We start from the raw sequence: 15,902 nt of genomic DNA, 5'->3' as shown, positions 1-15,902 counted from the left end.
GAGCATAGCATTCATAATGCTAGGGTCGTTGGTTCAAGTCCAACTATCACCACCAGAATAATCCACGCAATCAACGGCTTAGCTCACATCGGGCTAGGCCGTTTGCGTTTGTATTCCAAGTTATTTCACGGCCGTTTTGTGTATCGGCGGCAACGTAGCCGACAACAGGTTGCGGCCCTTACCTGCCAGGCACTTTTTCGAGCCTGCCATCGACGATGCGCACATTGGCGCTGACGTGCGGCAGGCCAAGCAGATTTAGCTCACATCGGCCAAGCCGTTCGCGTTTGTATTCAAGCTTGTTTCTAGTCCGTTTTGTGTTTGGCGTACAACGAGTTGCAGCAAAATTTCCGGGCGTCCTCTTCTGTGAGCGAACGTACAGACTGCCGTGCCCGCTCGCACATATGCTGGGCTGGTTCGCGCGCATCCTGCGCTGCGCACCGCGTCAACCGTCAAGAGGAGGCAACATGAAGATGTCAGCTTTGATTGCGGCCGTGCTAGCAATGGCTAGCCTGGCCGCGTGCGAGAAGACCACCGTCAACCCGCCCACCGTCGTGCAGCCGACCGCTACCGAGAAAGAGGTAGTGCCGGTGCCGGTACCGGGCGCACCGGGCCCGGCTGGTGAAAAAGGCGAGAAAGGCGAACCCGGCACCCCAGGCGCCACCGGCCCACAAGGCGAACCCGGCCAGAAGGGCGAGCCAGGCAAGGATGGAGGCGCGGTCGTGGTCATGCCGGACAACCCCGAACGGCGCTGAACCTATCCTACAGCGCGCCGCCCGGCGCGCTGTTCCCGCGTCAAATTGAAGCGTAAATGATTACGTCTCCGAGCCCATCAACAGGGCTCTGCACTTTGTGATATCGCCGTCGTAGCCTGCTGATTGCGCGGCATGCCCCCACGCTGCTGCTCAGACATGGGCCAGATCATCGCCGACTTCTGCCGCATCCAGCCGAGCTTGAGGTAGAACTCATCCTTGCCGATCGCGGCAGTGAGGGTGACGAATTTATAGCCGGCCGATTGCTCGCGCAGCCACGTTAACGATCTCGCGGCCTAGTCCCCTGCCCTTGACCACCACATCAACCAACATCGCGTAAAACCGCCCATCGTCCATCGTCCGGCCGAAAGCCACTAGTTCCCCCTGGTCGACGATGCCAGTCGACCCCATTCATTTCCACGCACAGTTCCCGTGTGAGCAAATTGCCCATTGGATCACAGATACCTGGTCAATAGCTGATTTATATGTATTCAAATGTAATAACTATTATTGCCACATGACAAGCTTTTTCTTGCAATACGGCAATTTTCGTGTTTACAATGTCTGATGACGCTGTATAGACAACTTGTTGTCTCGACGACAAGACGCCGCAGACAACTGGCATCCGGTTCACAAAAAGGAATTGTTTAATGCTTAAGAATATCAATGTCAAAACCCTTATCGTGCTAACGCTCGGTTTCCTGCTACTGGTACTCGTCAGCGTCGGAGGCGTCGGCCTGCTCAGCGTTAAGCGGACCACCTCGGCCCTCCAGTCCACCTCGATGGAAGACATGCGCGTGCGCTCCGAAGTCGAACACATCCGGTTCAAGATGGAGTTCAATCGCAGCGTGATCCTGCAGGCCCTGCAACACAATCCGGCGATGGAATGGTACAAGCTGCACGACCACCCGCTCGACGTGCATTTCAAGGCCATCAACGAAACGTCCGCCGAGATCAACAAGGCATGGAAGGAGTACACCGCCAACATCACCTCGCCGGAAGAGCGCAAACGCGCCGAGGCCTGGTTCGATGCCAGCGGCCACTTGGGCATCGACGCGATCAACGACGCAGCCAAAGCGATGCAGCGCAACGACTGGGACGGCGCAGAGGACATTCTGATCAAGCGCATCAACCCGGGATACCGCATTTCGGACACGCCGCTGCGCGAGCTCACCGACCTGCTCAAGGAACGCCAGAAATCCGACGACGCCGCTGTCGCCCAGACTATCCAGAACACCACCTACGTCATCTGCGCCGTGGTGGCCCTGGCCGCGCTGCTGGCGATCGGCGCAGGCACGGTGCTGGTACGCGGTATCTATGCCCCGCTCGAACAGGCGATCGGGATCGCGCGCCGCGTCGCGCAGGGCGACATCGGCCGCCACATCGAGATCGACTCGAATAACGAGATCGGCCAGCTGCTCAAGGCGCTCGCCGAAATGGATGGCAGCTTGGCGCGCATCGTGAAGGACGTGCGCGACGCCACCGACACGATCGCTTCGGCTGCGCACCAGATCTCGGCTGGTAACGACGATCTCGCGCGCCGCACTGAATCCCAGGCAGGCTCACTGGTGGAGACCACGGCGTCGATGGAGCAGATCACGGACACCGTGCGCCGCAACGGCGACAACGCTCGCCAGGCCAACCAGCTGGCGCTGTCCGCGGCGCAGGTGGCCGGCAAGGGCGGACAGGTGGTATCGCAAGTGGTGGACACGATGGGCTCGATCGACGAATCGGCGCGCAAGATCGTCGACATCATCGGCGTCATCGACGGCATCGCCTTCCAGACCAACATCCTCGCGCTGAACGCGGCGGTTGAAGCGGCACGCGCCGGCGAGGAGGGGCGTGGTTTCGCGGTGGTCGCGGGCGAGGTGCGTAACCTGGCGCAGCGCTCGGCCAGCGCAGCCAAGGAAATCAAGGCGCTGATCGACGACTCGGTTGACAAGGTCAAGCTCGGCACAGCACTGGTGGACCAGGCCGGCTCGACGATGGAGGAGATTGTCGTGAGCGTGAACCGCGTCACCGACATCATGAGCGAGATCGCCGCCGCCAGCCACGAGCAAAGCGAAGGTATCGACCAAATCAACAAGGCGGTCGGCCAGATGGACGACGCCACCCAGCAGAACGCCGCGCTGGTCGAAGAGGCCGCGGCTGCCGCCGTCTCGCTCGAACAGCAGGCCAGCAACCTGGTCGAGCTGGTGAGCGTGTTCCAGGTAGCCGATGCGCACGCCGGCGAGCACCGCCCAGGCCTGAACCTTGTGGCCGGTTCCAACACCTCCAATCCCGCTACCGGACGCCAGCAACGGCTGCCGGCGGCATCCCCTCGCCTGGCAAGGCGCGCATGATGGCCTAGCCAGGTTCAATCGCGGCGCAAGCGCACCGCTCAATTTTCACCCGTAACAAAACGACGTGATGCCTCCCGCCGCCGGAAAGGGCCCCCTTCCCGGCGGCGCGGCAGGACCGCGTATTCGCTTTGGAGATGAGATGAGCTTTAATCCCCGCACCAACCGCCCACAAGGCGTTCCCGCCATTCTGGCGCTTGCAGATGGCACCGTGTTCCGCGGCACCTCAATCGGTGCCGCAGGACATACCAGCGGCGAGGTCGTGTTCAACACGGCCATGACCGGGTACCAGGAGATCCTGACCGACCCGAGCTACAGCCGTCAGATCGTCACTCTCACCTATCCGCACATCGGTAACACCGGAATCAATCCGGAGGACGTCGAATCGACCCGCGTGCACGCCGCCGGGCTGGTGATCAAGAACCTGCCCCTGCTGGCCTCCAATTTCCGAAGTAGCGAACCGCTCGATGCCTACCTCGCTCGACACAACGTGGTCGCGATCGCCGGCATCGACACCCGCCGGCTCACCCGGGTACTGCGCGAGCGCGGCGCACAGAACGGCGCCATCGTCGCCAACCCCGAATCCGACGCGCAGGCAATCGAACTTGCGCGCACCTTCCCAGGCCTGTCCGGGATGGACCTGGCCAAGACCGTCAGCACCGCCGCGCCCTACGGCTGGCACGAAGGCGAATGGCGCCTGGGCGAGGGCTTCGAACGGGGTATGGGCGAGCGCTTCCACGTGGTCGCATTCGATTTCGGCGTCAAGCACAACATCCTGCGCATGCTGGCCCAGCGCGGCTGCCGGGTCACGGTGGTTCCGGCAATGACCAGCGCTGCCGCAGCGCTTGCGCTTCGCCCCGACGGCATTTTTCTATCCAACGGCCCGGGCGATCCGGCGCCGTGCGAATACGCGATCGAGGCCGCCCGCGAACTGATCGGGCACGGCGTGCCGACCTTCGGCATCTGCCTGGGCCACCAGATCATGGCGCTGGCCTCGGGCGCCCGCACCATCAAGATGAAGTTCGGCCACCACGGTGCCAACCACCCGGTCAAGGACCTCGACAGCGGGCAGGTGATGATCACCTCGCAGAACCACGGCTTCGCGGTCGACGCCGGCACGCTGCCGGCCAACTGCCGCGTCACCCATGTCTCCCTGTTCGACGGCTCGCTGCAGGGTTTCGCCCGCACCGACCGTCCCGCGTTCTGCTTCCAGGGCCACCCGGAGGCCTCTCCCGGCCCGCATGACATCGGCGTGCTGTTCGACCGTTTCACCGCAATGATGGAGGAATACAAACATGGCTAAGCGCACCGACATCCACAGCATCCTGATTATCGGCGCCGGCCCGATCGTGATCGGCCAGGCCTGCGAGTTCGACTACTCCGGCGCGCAGGCATGCAAGGCGCTGCGCGAAGAAGGCTACCGGGTGATCCTGGTCAACAGCAACCCGGCCACCATCATGACCGACCCCGAGATGGCCGACGCCACCTACATCGAGCCGATCACCTGGCAGGTGGTGGAGCGCATCATCGAGCGCGAGCGGCCAGACGCGATCCTGCCGACGATGGGCGGCCAGACCGCGCTCAACTGCGCGCTTGACCTGCACCGCCACGGCGTGCTGGAAAAGCACAAGGTCGAACTGATCGGCGCCACGCCGGACGCCATCGACAAGGCCGAGGACCGTTCGCGCTTCAAGGAAGCGATGACGAAGATCGGCCTGGGCTCGGCACGCTCGGGCATCGCGCACAACATGGCCGAGGCGTGGGCCGCGCAGCAGGAGCTGGGCTTCCCGGTCATCATCCGTCCGTCGTTCACCATGGGCGGCACCGGCGGCGGCATCGCGCACGACGCCGACGAGTTCAACACCATCTGCCAGCGTGGCCTCGCCGCCTCGCCCACCTGCGAGCTGCTGATCGAGGAATCGCTGATCGGCTGGAAGGAATACGAAATGGAGGTGGTGCGCGACAGGAAGGACAACTGCATCATCGTCTGCTCGATCGAGAACCTCGATCCGATGGGCGTGCACACCGGCGACTCGATTACGGTCGCACCGGCGCAGTCCCTGACCGACCGCGAATACCAGATCATGCGCAACGCATCGATCAACGTCCTGCGCGAGATCGGCGTGGATACCGGCGGCTCGAACGTTCAGTTCGCGATCAATCCGAAAGACGGCCGCATGATCGTCATCGAAATGAACCCGCGCGTGTCGCGTTCGTCGGCGTTGGCCTCGAAAGCCACCGGCTTTCCGATCGCGAAGGTAGCCGCCAAGCTGGCGGTGGGCTTCACCCTCGACGAGCTGCGCAACGAGATCACCGGCGGTGCTACCCCGGCCTCGTTCGAGCCGTCGATCGACTACGTGGTCACCAAGATCCCGCGCTTCGCGTTCGAGAAGTTCCCGCAGGCCGACGACCGCCTGACCACCCAGATGAAATCGGTGGGCGAGGTCATGGCGATCGGCCGCACCTTCCAGGAATCGTTCCAGAAGGCGTTGCGCGGACTGGAGGCCGGCATCGACGGGCTGGCGCGAGCCGGCGCTGGCACCGAGGTGATGGAGCAGGAGCTGCGCCAGCCTGGCCCGCGTCGCATGCTGTACCTGGCCGATGCGTTCGCCCGCGGCTACACCATGGGTGACGTGCAGCGCCTCACCGGCATCGATCCCTGGTTCCTGGCACAGATCGAAGACCTGGTGCACACCGAGATCGAGCTGGAAGGTACCCGCCTGGACCTGCTCGACAAGCGCACCCTGTTCGAACTGAAGCAGAAAGGCTTCTCGGACCGGCGCCTGGCCGCGCTCCTGAAGGTGGACGAGAAGATGGTGCGTGCGCGCCGCCACGATCTGGGCGTGCGCCCGGTGTACAAGCGGGTGGACACCTGCGCCGGCGAATTCGCCACCAGTACCGCCTACATGTACTCGAGCTACGACGAGGAGTGCGAGGCCAACCCGGGCGGCAAGCGCAAGATCATGGTGCTGGGCGGCGGGCCGAACCGCATCGGCCAGGGCATCGAATTCGACTACTGCTGCGTGCACGCGGCGCTGGCGATGCGCGAGGACGGTTACGAAACCATCATGGTCAATTGCAATCCGGAGACCGTGTCCACCGACTATGACACCTCGGATCGCCTTTACTTCGAACCGCTCACCCTGGAAGACGTGCTGGAGATCGTCCACGTCGAGCAGCCGGAAGGCGTGATCGTCCAGTACGGCGGACAGACCCCGCTCAAGCTGGCACTGGCGCTGGCAGAGGCGGGCGTGCCGATCATCGGCACCTCGCCCGACATGATCGATGCCGCCGAGGACCGCGAACGGTTCCAGCAATTGCTGCAACAGCTCGGCCTGCGCCAGCCGGAGAACCGCACCGCGCGCACCGAGGAAGAGGCGCGCCGCCTCGCCCAAGAGATCGGCTATCCGCTGGTGGTGCGCCCGTCCTACGTGCTGGGCGGACGCGCGATGGAGATCGTCGACGAACCGCTGGAGCTGGAGCGTTACATGCGCGAAGCGGTGAGCGTGTCGCCGGATTCGCCGGTGCTGTTGGACCGCTTCCTGAACGATGCGATCGAAGTCGACGTCGACTGCCTGGCCGATGGCCACCGCACCTTCATCGGCGGCGTAATGGAACACATCGAGCCGGCCGGCGTTCACTCTGGCGACTCGGCCTGCGCGCTGCCGCCCTACTCGCTCGCAGCCGGCACCGTGCGCGAACTGAAGCGCCAGACGGCGCTGATGGCCAGGGCATTGAACGTGGTCGGCCTGATGAACGTGCAGTTCGCGGTCCAGCAGAAACGCGTGGACGGCCGCATGCATGACGTGATCTACGTGCTCGAAGTGAATCCGCGCGCCTCGCGCACCGTTCCTTTCGTCTCCAAGGCGACCGGGCTGCCGCTGGCCAAAATCGCGGCGCGCTGCATGGCGGGGCAGACGCTGGAGGCGCAAGGCATCACGACCGAGGCTTCGCCGTCGTACTTCAGCGTCAAGGAGTCGGTGTTCCCGTTCGTGAAGTTCGCCGGCGTGGACACCTTGCTCGGCCCGGAGATGCGCTCGACCGGCGAGGTGATGGGCGTGGGCCGCAGCTTCGGGGAGGCGTTCTACAAGGCGCAACTGGCAGCCGGCGTGCGCTTGCCAGCGGGCGGCCAAGTGTACCTGCGCGTCAAGCGCGCCGACCAGGCGCGCGCGGTGGCGGTCGCACGCGAGCTGGCTGGCATGGGCTTCGATCTGTGCGCGGAGGCAGTGACCGCGAGCGTCCTGGACGCGGCGGGTCTGCCGGTTGTCCGTCTCGACGACGAGGGGGCGCTGGCTGCGCTGCAAGACAAGCGGATCGCGCTGGTGGTCATCACCATCGACGAGAAGCGTAGCGCGGCAGCGGCCACCCGTGCGCTGCGGGTTGCGGCGCTCAAGGCGGCAACGCCGGTGTTCACGACGATCGCCGGCTTTGATGCGGCGGTGGAAGCGATGCGCCATCGCGACAGCTTCGGGCTATACACGCTGCGCGAGCTGCACACGTGCGAAGGCGTGGCGGCCGCGCTGCCGGGACGGATGGCGGCAAGGGAAGAAGACGTCGCGGCCACTCGGGCCACGCCGGAACGGCGCGCGCACGAGCGCGAAGGCCGCAATCACGATGCGCCTGCGCTCAATGTGTTCATCCGCCAGCCGTTCACCGAGTCCGACGCCGACCAGCAACAGTTGATCGCCGACATCCTGCTGCTGATCGACAGCGTCAACGGCAAGCAACACGCGTTCAACTACCTGACCGGGATCCGGGCCGAGAGTGCCGCAACCTTCAAGCGCTCGTTCGAGCAGGAACACGGCCAGGCGTTTACGCCGCAGAACTTCCGCGCCCATCGGCTCGGCAGGCTGGACGCGGCCGACGTGTTCGTCAACATCCGGGTAGGCATGAGCGAGAGCAGCGCGTTTGAGCTCGGCTACCACATCTTCAAGGGTCGGCGCACACCGATCCTGTTCCTGGTGTGGAAGCACGCGCCGATCAAGACGACCCTGCTGCGCGAGCTGGACGAGCTGTGCGATGTGACCTATCTGGAGTTTGACCACGTGGATGAACTGCGCGAGCCGATCCACCGGTTTTTCGCGGCGCTGCGCCTGCCCAAGGCATAGCAACTGGCGGCGGCGCCCTCCCCGGCGCCGCCCTTGTAGTAGGGTGTGCACCTGTGCGCACGCGGTTCGCAAACGCGGCATAACGAAGCGGCGGCCGCAAGTCAGCGAACGATGACCGCGTGCGCACAGGTGCGCACCCTACGCCTCGGATAAGCCGAGCATCTGGAAGAGTTACTTGCTCAGGGAGACCCGACGTCCGCATCCTCGTCCAGTTCGAATTCGCCACGACTGAACGCGTCGAGCACGGCCCTGGCCTGCAGCAGGTAGGAGGCTGGCACCAGCACGCGCACGCCGCCCAGCGCCGGTGCCAGCAGCAGGTCGGTCTGCATCAGGTGTTCGTCCGCCAGCACCGCGGGAATGCCTGACGCGGCCATGCAACCCTGGACCAGCTTTGCCTGCAGCGGTTCCAGGAATTTGGCGATCACGAACAGGTCCCGGCCCGGGATCTGTTCGACTTCGGGATTCGCAGCCAGCCATGCGGAGCGTGCCTGTTCCATGACGATTTCCTCGCGATGAAGCAACTCAACACATCTTACTCCGAGCGCGAGCGGTGTGGCGAGCGGTCGTGCACGCAAAACGGCCGGATCGCTAGCTGAACATGTGCACCAGCCGCGACAGTACGAACAGCAGCACGCCGATCATCCCGCCGACGACGGTACCGTTGATGCGGATGAACTGCAGGTCCTTGCCGATATTGAGCTCGATCTGCCGCGACATCTCGCGGCTGTCCCAGTTCTTCACCGTGTCGGCGATATGCCGTGTCAAGAAGCCCGCGAACTCGGGCGCAGCGCTACCCGCGGCCTGCTCCAGGCTCTCGTTGAGCGAGGCGCGCAGCTGTGGGTCTTCCGCCAGCATCTGGCCGACCCACGCCCCCATCGCCACGATCCGCTGGCGCAGCATCGAGTCTTCGCTGGCCAGATCGGTCTTCAGCCACGCCTTCAGGTCGCCCCACAGCGAGCGCAGGTAGTTGTTGAGCGTTTCGTCGCCAAGCAGGTAGCGCTTGATGTCGTCGGCCTTTTCGGCGAACGAGGGGTCGTCCTTCAAGCGCTCGATGAAATCATGGGCGAACATGTCAAACCGCTGGCGCAGCGGGTGGTGCGGGTCCTCGTTGACACGGGTCAGGATGCCCGACGCGAGCCTGACCGTGATGTCGGCGCCGCGCCTGCCGATCATTTCGGAGGGCAGCATGCGCTCGATGAACGCATACTCTTCGCGCAGCCAGTCCACGATGCCCTGCGCGATGAAGTCCTGCGTCTCCTGGTTGGCGAGCAGCCGGGCCAGCTGCTCGATGCCTTCGTTAAGCAGCTGCTGGTGCCGGCCTTCGCGCGTAACGCTCTCGAGGATGGTGCCGGCGGTCTGCGACAGGTCGACGCTTTCGATCATGCGCTTGACTGCTTTGCCGATGAAGTTCTGCACCGCCGCGTCCTCTGTGAAGTCGAGCATCCAGGCGGCGAGCTTGACCAGGTAGCCGCCCATGCGCTCGGTGTTGGCAGGCCGGGTCAGCCAGTCGGCGACCTTCCGCACCGGGTCGTGCTTGCGGATGAGCCCAAGGAGCGATTCGGTGTCGAGGAATTTCTCGCGCACGAAGAGCGCGAGGTTGTCCGCGATCTTGTCCTTGTTTGCGGGGATGATCTCGGTATGGCGCGAGACGAACGGAATCGGCACCCGCTTGAACAGCGCCACCACCGCGAACCAGTCGGCCAGCGCGCCGACCATCGCGGCTTCGGAAAACGCCTTGAGCAGCTCGGCCGGCCAGACCGGCGGCAGGAACAGCGACAGCACGAACAACGAGGCCGCTCCGATGAAGAACCAGAGCGCAAGCAGTTTGTTTTGTCGCAGTTCGGCTTCCTTGGTCATCCGGCGCAGGGGTTCAGTACCTTTACCGCCAGTATGCTATATGACCTTGCCGGTTTTGAGCGCTTCGATTGCCGCTGCCGGCCAGCCCCAGTCTGCCAGGATTTCTTCGCTGTGCTGGCCTGGCGCGGCCGGGGCTGCTGCGACGTCAAGCTTGGTACGCGAAAATCTCGGCGCCGGCGCCGGCTGGGTGACGCCATCGATCTCGACAAAGGCGTGGCGCGCGGCGTTGTGCGGATGAGCCGGGGCCTCGTCCAGGTCGAGCACCGGGGCGAAACAGGCCTCGCTACCTTCTAGCAGTGCGCACCACTCGTCGCGGGTGCGGGTGGCGAACAGGGCGGCGAACCTGGCCTTGAGAGCCGGCCAGGCTTCCCGCTTCCACTGCTGGGCGAATGCCGGGTCGCTGGCACCGGCCAGCTCCAGCAGCCGGCCGTAAAACTGCGGCTCGATCGCACCGATCGCGACATACTTGCCGTCGGCGCAGGCGTAGGTGTCGTAGAACGGCGCGCCGCCATCGAGCAGGTTGGCCTCGCGATCGTCGCGCCACATGCCACAGGCGCGCAGACCGTAGATCATCGCGCCGAGCAGGGCCGAGCCGTCGGTCATCGCCGCGTCGATCACCTGGCCCTTGCCCGAGCTGCGCGCCTCCAGCACCGCGCAGACGACGCCGAACGCCAGCATCATGGCGCCACCGCCGAAGTCGCCCACCAGGTTGAGCGGCGGCGCGGGCGGCGAGCCGGCGCGCCCCATCGCGTGCAGCATGCCGGAGAGCGCGACGTAATTGAGGTCGTGGCCTGCGGCCTGCGCCAGCGGCCCGTGCTGGCCCCAGCCGGTGACGCGGCCATACACGAGCCTGGGGTTGCGTGCGGCGCACTCGTCGGGGCCGAGGCCGAGGCGTTCCATGACGCCCGGGCGGAAGCCCTCGATCAGTACGTCGGCCTGTTCCGCCAGGCGCAGCACGACCTGCCTGGCTTCCGGGTGCTTGAGGTCCAGCGCCAGCGAACGTCGGCCGCGCGCCATGACGTCGAACTTTGTGCCGAGCATGGAGAAAGGTTCGGCGCTTGCCGATTGCTTGCGGTCGATGCGAATCACCTCGGCGCCCATATCGGCCAGCATCATGGCCGCGAATGGGCAAGGGCCCAGGCCAACCATTTCGATGACGCGGATTCCTTTCAGTGGTCCAGTCATTCAGGCTCCTTGGGACAGCATGTCGACTACGCTAACCAAAGGCGTCGTAGGGTGCGCACCTGTGCGCACGCGGTCACCTTATGCCGGCTCACGGCTACCGCGCCACTACGCAGCGTTCGCGAACCGCGTGCGCACTGATGCGCACCCTACGCCTCCGGTAAGCGCCACTTTATAGCGAACGGGCGATGATCTCTTTCATGATCTCGTTCGCGCCGCCGTAGATGCGCTGGACCCGCGCGTCCACGTACATCTGCGCGATCGGGTACTCGAGCATGTAGCCGTAGCCGCCGAACAGCTGCACACACTGGTCCACCACCTTGCACTGCAGGTCCGAGATCCAGTACTTGGCCATCGACGCCTGCACCGCATCCATTCGTCCCGCGATTACATCCTCGATGCAGCGGTCGATGAACACACGCGCGATCGTCGCCTCGGTCTTGATTTCGGCGAGCACAAAGCGCGTGTTCTGCATCTCGATCAGGGCCTGGCCGAACGCCTTGCGCGTTTTGGTGTGCTCGATCGTGAGCTGCAGCGCACGTTCGATGCAGGCCACAGCGGCCAAACCGACCAGCGTGCGCTCGTACGGCAGCTCCGTCATCAGCTGGGCAAAGCCCTGCCCTTCCACGCCGCCCAGCACATTTTCCAAGGGCACGTGCGCGTCGTCGAAGAACAGTTCGCAGGTGTCCTGCCCCTTCTGCCCGACCTTCTCCAGTATGCGCCCGACGCGAAAGCCCGGATTGTCGTGTGTTTCGAGCAGCATTAGCGACACGCCGCTGGCGCCCGCACGTGGATCGGTCTTGGCCACCACCAGAATCAGGTCGGCCAGGTAGCCGTTGGAGATGAAGGTCTTGGAGCCGTTCAGGAGGTAGCCGCCGCTGCCCCGGACTGCGCTGGTGCGGATGCTCTTCAGGTCCGAGCCCGCGCCCGGCTCGGACATGGCGATGGCGGCCACCATCTCGCCGCTCGCGAGCCGGGGCAGGTACTTGCGCTTCTGTTCCTCGGTGCCCTGATTGAGCAGGTAGTGCGCGACGATCGCATGCACGTGCAGGCCGAACGCGGTGTCGCCGGACCAGGCCAGCTCCTCGAATACCACCGCCTGGTGCGCGAAGTTGCCGCCCGAGCCGCCGTATTCTTCCGGCACATCCGCCAGCAGCAGGCCCAGTTCGCCAGCCTTGTTCCACAGGTCGCGGTCGACGTGCTGCTGCTTGCGCCAGCGGTCCTGGTGCGGCGTGACCTCGTGCGCGACGAAGCGGTGCACCGCGTCGCGGAAGGTTTCCAGTTCAGGTGTCATCCATGGCGATCTCAATTCCATGCCGGCCTCCGTCAGGCGCTGCGGTACATGGTGACGACGCAGGCGCCGCCCAGGCCCAGGTTATGCTGCAACGCGACCCGCGCGCCCTCGACCTGGCGCGCGCCGGCCGTGCCGCGCAGCTGGTGCGTCAGCTCGAAGCATTGGGCCAGGCCAGTCGCCCCCAGCGGGTGGCCCTTGGACAGCAGCCCGCCCGACGGGTTGGTCACCACCTTGCCGCCATAGGTGTTGTCGCCCTCGCTGATGAATTTGTCGGCGCCGCCCTCCGGGCACAGGCCCAGCGCTTCGTAGGTGATCAGCTCGTTATGGGCGAAGCAGTCGTGCAGCTCCACCACGTCCAGCTCGTCCGGACCGATGCCGGCCTCCTCAAAGACCTTGCGCGCCGCCTCGCGGCTCATGTCGTAGCCGACCAGCCGCATCATGTCGCCCGTGTCGAAGGTGCCGGGACGGTCGGTGGTCATGGCTTGCGCGGCGATGTGGACATCGGTGTTCAGGCCGCGCCGGGCCGCGAATTCCTCCGACACCAGCACGGCCGCCGCCGCGCCGCAGGTGGGCGGGCAGGCCATCAGCCGCGTCATCACGCCCGGCCAGATCACCGGGGACTCGAGCACGTCCTGCTCGCTGACCTCCTTGCGAAACAGCGCCAGCGGGTTATTGGCCGCGTGGCGGCTGGCCTTGGCGCGGATGCGCGCGAACGCGGCCAGGGGCGTGCCGTATTTGTTCATGTGCGCCAGGCCCGCGCCGCCGAAGTAGCGCAGCGCCAGTGGAATCTCGGGCTTGCCCACCACACGGTCGGTGACGGCGTCGAAATCGTCGAACGGCGTCGGGCGGTCGGTGAAGACCGAGCCGAGCGCGCCGGGACTCATCTGCTCGAATCCGAGCACCAGCACGCAACCGGCCGCGCCGCCCGCCACTGCCTGGCGCGCCAGATACAGCGCGGTGGAGCCGGTCGAGCAGTTGTTGTTGACGTTGACGATCGGGATGCCGCTCATGCCGACCCGGTACAGCGCCTTCTGGCCGCAGGTCGAATCGCCATAGACGTAGCCGGCATAAGCCTGCTCGACGTCGTTGTAGGCCAGTCCCGCGTCCGCCAACGCGGCGCGCGCGGCTTGCTCGCCCATCTCGTGATATGGGGCGCTCGCGCCGGGTTTGGCGAACGGGATCATGCCCACGCCGGTTACGAATACTTTGCGGCTCATCGTCGTCTCCTTGGGATTAGGTTGATCGACCTGCCACTTCATTATAGGTCAGCCGTATTGTTTGCAACGCAATGCGCTGCTGGCGCAGGCAACTGTTGCCTGACGCCAAGATTCTGCACCAGTCGGGGCAGAAGAAGGATCCTGCCGCAATTTGACATGTCACTACGGACAGGCCCAAGCATCGCGTATACTCAGACAATTAACACTTTATGATGAGGACCGCCACGGATGGAGCACGACCTAAGCCTGATTACCACCATTGCAGCCGCACTTGGCTTCGGCCTTGTGTTCGGAATGATCGCCGTTCGACTCAAGCTGCCGGCACTGGTCGGCTATCTGGCTGCCGGGATCGTGATCGGGCCGGGCACCCCCGGCATCGTGGCCAACGTGGAGCTCGCCTCGCAGCTCGCCGAAATCGGCGTGATGCTGCTGATGTTCGGGGTCGGCCTGCACTTCTCGCTGGGCGACCTGCTCAACGTGCGCAAGATCGCCCTCCCCGGCGCCATCCTGCAGATCACGGTCGCCACCGCGATGGGCGTCGGGATGACCCACCTGTGGGGCTGGAGCCTGGGCAGCGGGCTGGTGTTCGGCCTGGCGTTGTCGGTGGCCAGCACCGTCGTGCTGCTGCGGGCGCTGGAATCGCGCGGCCTGCTCGACTCGCTCAACGGGCGCATCGCGGTCGGCTGGCTGGTGGTGGAGGATCTGGTCACCGTGCTGATGCTGGTGCTGCTGCCCGCCCTGTCCGGGGCGCTGGGCGGCAAGGGCGCGGGCGAAGCCGCGCTGTGGCCAATGCTGGGCAAGACGCTGGCGCAGGTGGCCGCGTTCGTGGCGTTCATGCTGCTGGTCGGGCGCAAGCTGTTCCCATGGTTCCTGTGGCGCGTGGCGCGCACCGGCTCGCGCGAGCTGTTCACCCTGGCGGTGATCGCGGCGGCGGTCGGCATCGCCTACGAGGCAACCGCGCTGTTCGGGGTATCGTTCGCGCTCGGTGCGTTCTTCGCCGGGATGGTGCTGCGCGAGTCGGCATTGAGCCATCGCGCGGCCGAGGAATCGCTGCCGCTGCGCGACGCGTTCTCGGTGCTGTTCTTCGTCTCGGTGGGCATGCTGTTCGATCCGCAGGTCCTGCTCGACAATCCGCTGCACGTGCTGGGGGTGGTCGCCGTGGTCCTGGTCGGCAAATCGGTCGCCGCCTTTTTGCTTGTGCTGGGACTGCGCTACCCGTTGAACACGGCGCTGACCGTTTCGGCCGCCCTGGCGCAGATCGGCGAATTCTCGTTCATCCTGGCGGCGCTGGGACGCTCGCTCGGCCTGCTGCCTGAACTGGGCCAGAACCTGATCCTGGCCGGCGCATTCATCTCGATCGCGATCAATCCCCTGCTGTTCAAGTTGAACGATCCGCTGCTGCGCTGGCTACGCGAGCGCTCGGACCTGGCGCGCAAGCTGGAACGCTCGCCCGATCCACTGGCCGAGCTGCCGATGTCGGTGCCGCACGAGCGGCTGACCGGGCAGGTGGTGCTGGTCGGGTACGGCAGCGTGGGGCGCTGCGTGGCCATGGACCTGGCGCGGCAGGGCGTGCATTTCGTGGTGGCCGAGGAGAACCGCGAACTGGTCGAGCAGCTGCGCAAGCGCGATATCCCGGCGGTGGCGGGCGATGCGACGGAGCCTGCGGTGCTGATCCAGGCCCACATCGCGCGTGCCGCGGTGCTGGTGATCGCCATTTCGGACACGATGGGTGCGCGGTCGATGGTCGAGATCGCGCGCGCCTTGAATCCGTCGATCCAGTGCGTGGCGCGTTCGCGCAACGAGCAGGAAGCACAGCTGCTGCGCGACGATACGGGCGGCACGGTCCTGGTCGGCAAGCAGGAGCTGGCGCACAGCATGACGCGGTGCGTGGTCGCGTCACTCGCGCAAGCGCAAACGCAATCGCATCATTAAGGTTCGCTTCAAACCGGCCTCAATACCGGGAGACGTAGGGTGCGCACCTGTGCGCACGCGGTTCGCGAACTTTGCGTAGGGAAGCGGCAGCCGCAAGTCAGTATGCGGTGACCGCGTGCGCACAGGTGCGCACCCTACGGGCAGCAACCGGTGACCGCGTAAAAAAACCGTGCCGCCGAAGGGGCACGGTTTTTGGCGGCAGCGCCAACAGGCGCTGGTGCCCG

The 15,902-nt window shown here is 65.1% G+C and carries 10 protein-coding genes; 5 read left to right on the top strand and 5 right to left on the bottom strand.

Annotation, left to right across the window (positions count from 1 at the left end; all coding sequences use genetic code 11):
* The first annotated feature begins 464 nt into the window (after positions 1–464).
* From E4O92_RS25330 to carB, 4 genes are all read left to right on the top strand, one after another.
* The gene (locus tag E4O92_RS25330; protein WP_135189616.1) at positions 465–752 is read left to right on the top strand and encodes a hypothetical protein; all 288 of its coding nucleotides are present in this window, start codon (positions 465–467) and stop codon (positions 750–752) included.
* Positions 753–1,399: 647 nt separating this feature from the next.
* Positions 1,400–3,091, top strand: a complete 1,692-nt coding sequence (locus tag E4O92_RS25375) for a methyl-accepting chemotaxis protein (protein WP_135189615.1) — start codon at positions 1,400–1,402, stop codon at positions 3,089–3,091.
* Between the two features lie 139 nt (positions 3,092–3,230).
* Positions 3,231–4,391, top strand: coding sequence for a glutamine-hydrolyzing carbamoyl-phosphate synthase small subunit (gene carA / locus E4O92_RS09970; RefSeq protein ID WP_135189614.1), 1,161 nt, complete (start codon positions 3,231–3,233; stop codon positions 4,389–4,391).
* Complete coding sequence (gene carB, locus E4O92_RS09965) at positions 4,384–8,196, top strand: carbamoyl-phosphate synthase large subunit (protein WP_135189613.1); 3,813 nt, start codon at positions 4,384–4,386, stop codon at positions 8,194–8,196. The genes carA and carB overlap by 8 nt, the downstream gene beginning before the upstream one ends.
* A gap of 179 nt (positions 8,197–8,375) precedes the next feature.
* On the opposite strand, the gene E4O92_RS09960 is transcribed toward carB, so the two are convergent.
* The 5 genes from E4O92_RS09960 to E4O92_RS09940 form a co-directional block, all read right to left on the bottom strand.
* Entirely contained in the window at positions 8,376–8,693 is a 318-nt protein-coding gene (locus E4O92_RS09960) for a putative signal transducing protein (RefSeq protein ID WP_135189612.1), read from the bottom strand.
* A gap of 91 nt (positions 8,694–8,784) precedes the next feature.
* On the bottom strand, positions 8,785–10,053 hold the full coding sequence (locus E4O92_RS09955) for a DUF445 domain-containing protein (RefSeq protein WP_135189611.1): 1,269 nt from the start codon (positions 10,051–10,053) through the stop codon (positions 8,785–8,787).
* Positions 10,054–10,089: 36 nt separating this feature from the next.
* Positions 10,090–11,238 (bottom strand): CaiB/BaiF CoA transferase family protein, encoded by a 1,149-nt coding sequence (locus E4O92_RS09950; protein WP_135189610.1) that lies wholly within the window; start codon positions 11,236–11,238, stop codon positions 10,090–10,092.
* Positions 11,239–11,407: 169 nt separating this feature from the next.
* Complete coding sequence (locus E4O92_RS09945; RefSeq protein ID WP_229483222.1) at positions 11,408–12,550, bottom strand: acyl-CoA dehydrogenase family protein; 1,143 nt, start codon at positions 12,548–12,550, stop codon at positions 11,408–11,410.
* Between the two features lie 11 nt (positions 12,551–12,561).
* Positions 12,562–13,746 carry a lipid-transfer protein gene (locus E4O92_RS09940; RefSeq protein ID WP_135189609.1) on the bottom strand — a complete coding sequence of 395 codons (1,185 nt, stop codon included), beginning with the start codon at positions 13,744–13,746 and terminating at the stop codon, positions 12,562–12,564.
* 228 nt (positions 13,747–13,974) lie between these two features.
* On the opposite strand from E4O92_RS09940, the gene E4O92_RS09935 reads away from it, so the two are divergent.
* The gene (locus E4O92_RS09935; RefSeq protein WP_135189608.1) at positions 13,975–15,678 is read left to right on the top strand and encodes a cation:proton antiporter; all 1,704 of its coding nucleotides are present in this window, start codon (positions 13,975–13,977) and stop codon (positions 15,676–15,678) included.
* Positions 15,679–15,902 lie beyond the last annotated feature (224 nt).

The organism is Massilia horti (assembly GCF_004614195.1).
GTDB lineage: Bacteria > Pseudomonadota > Gammaproteobacteria > Burkholderiales > Burkholderiaceae_D > Telluria > Telluria horti.
The sequence above is the reverse complement of the archived record's forward strand: the minus strand, read 5'-3'. Positions and strand labels throughout refer to the sequence as shown.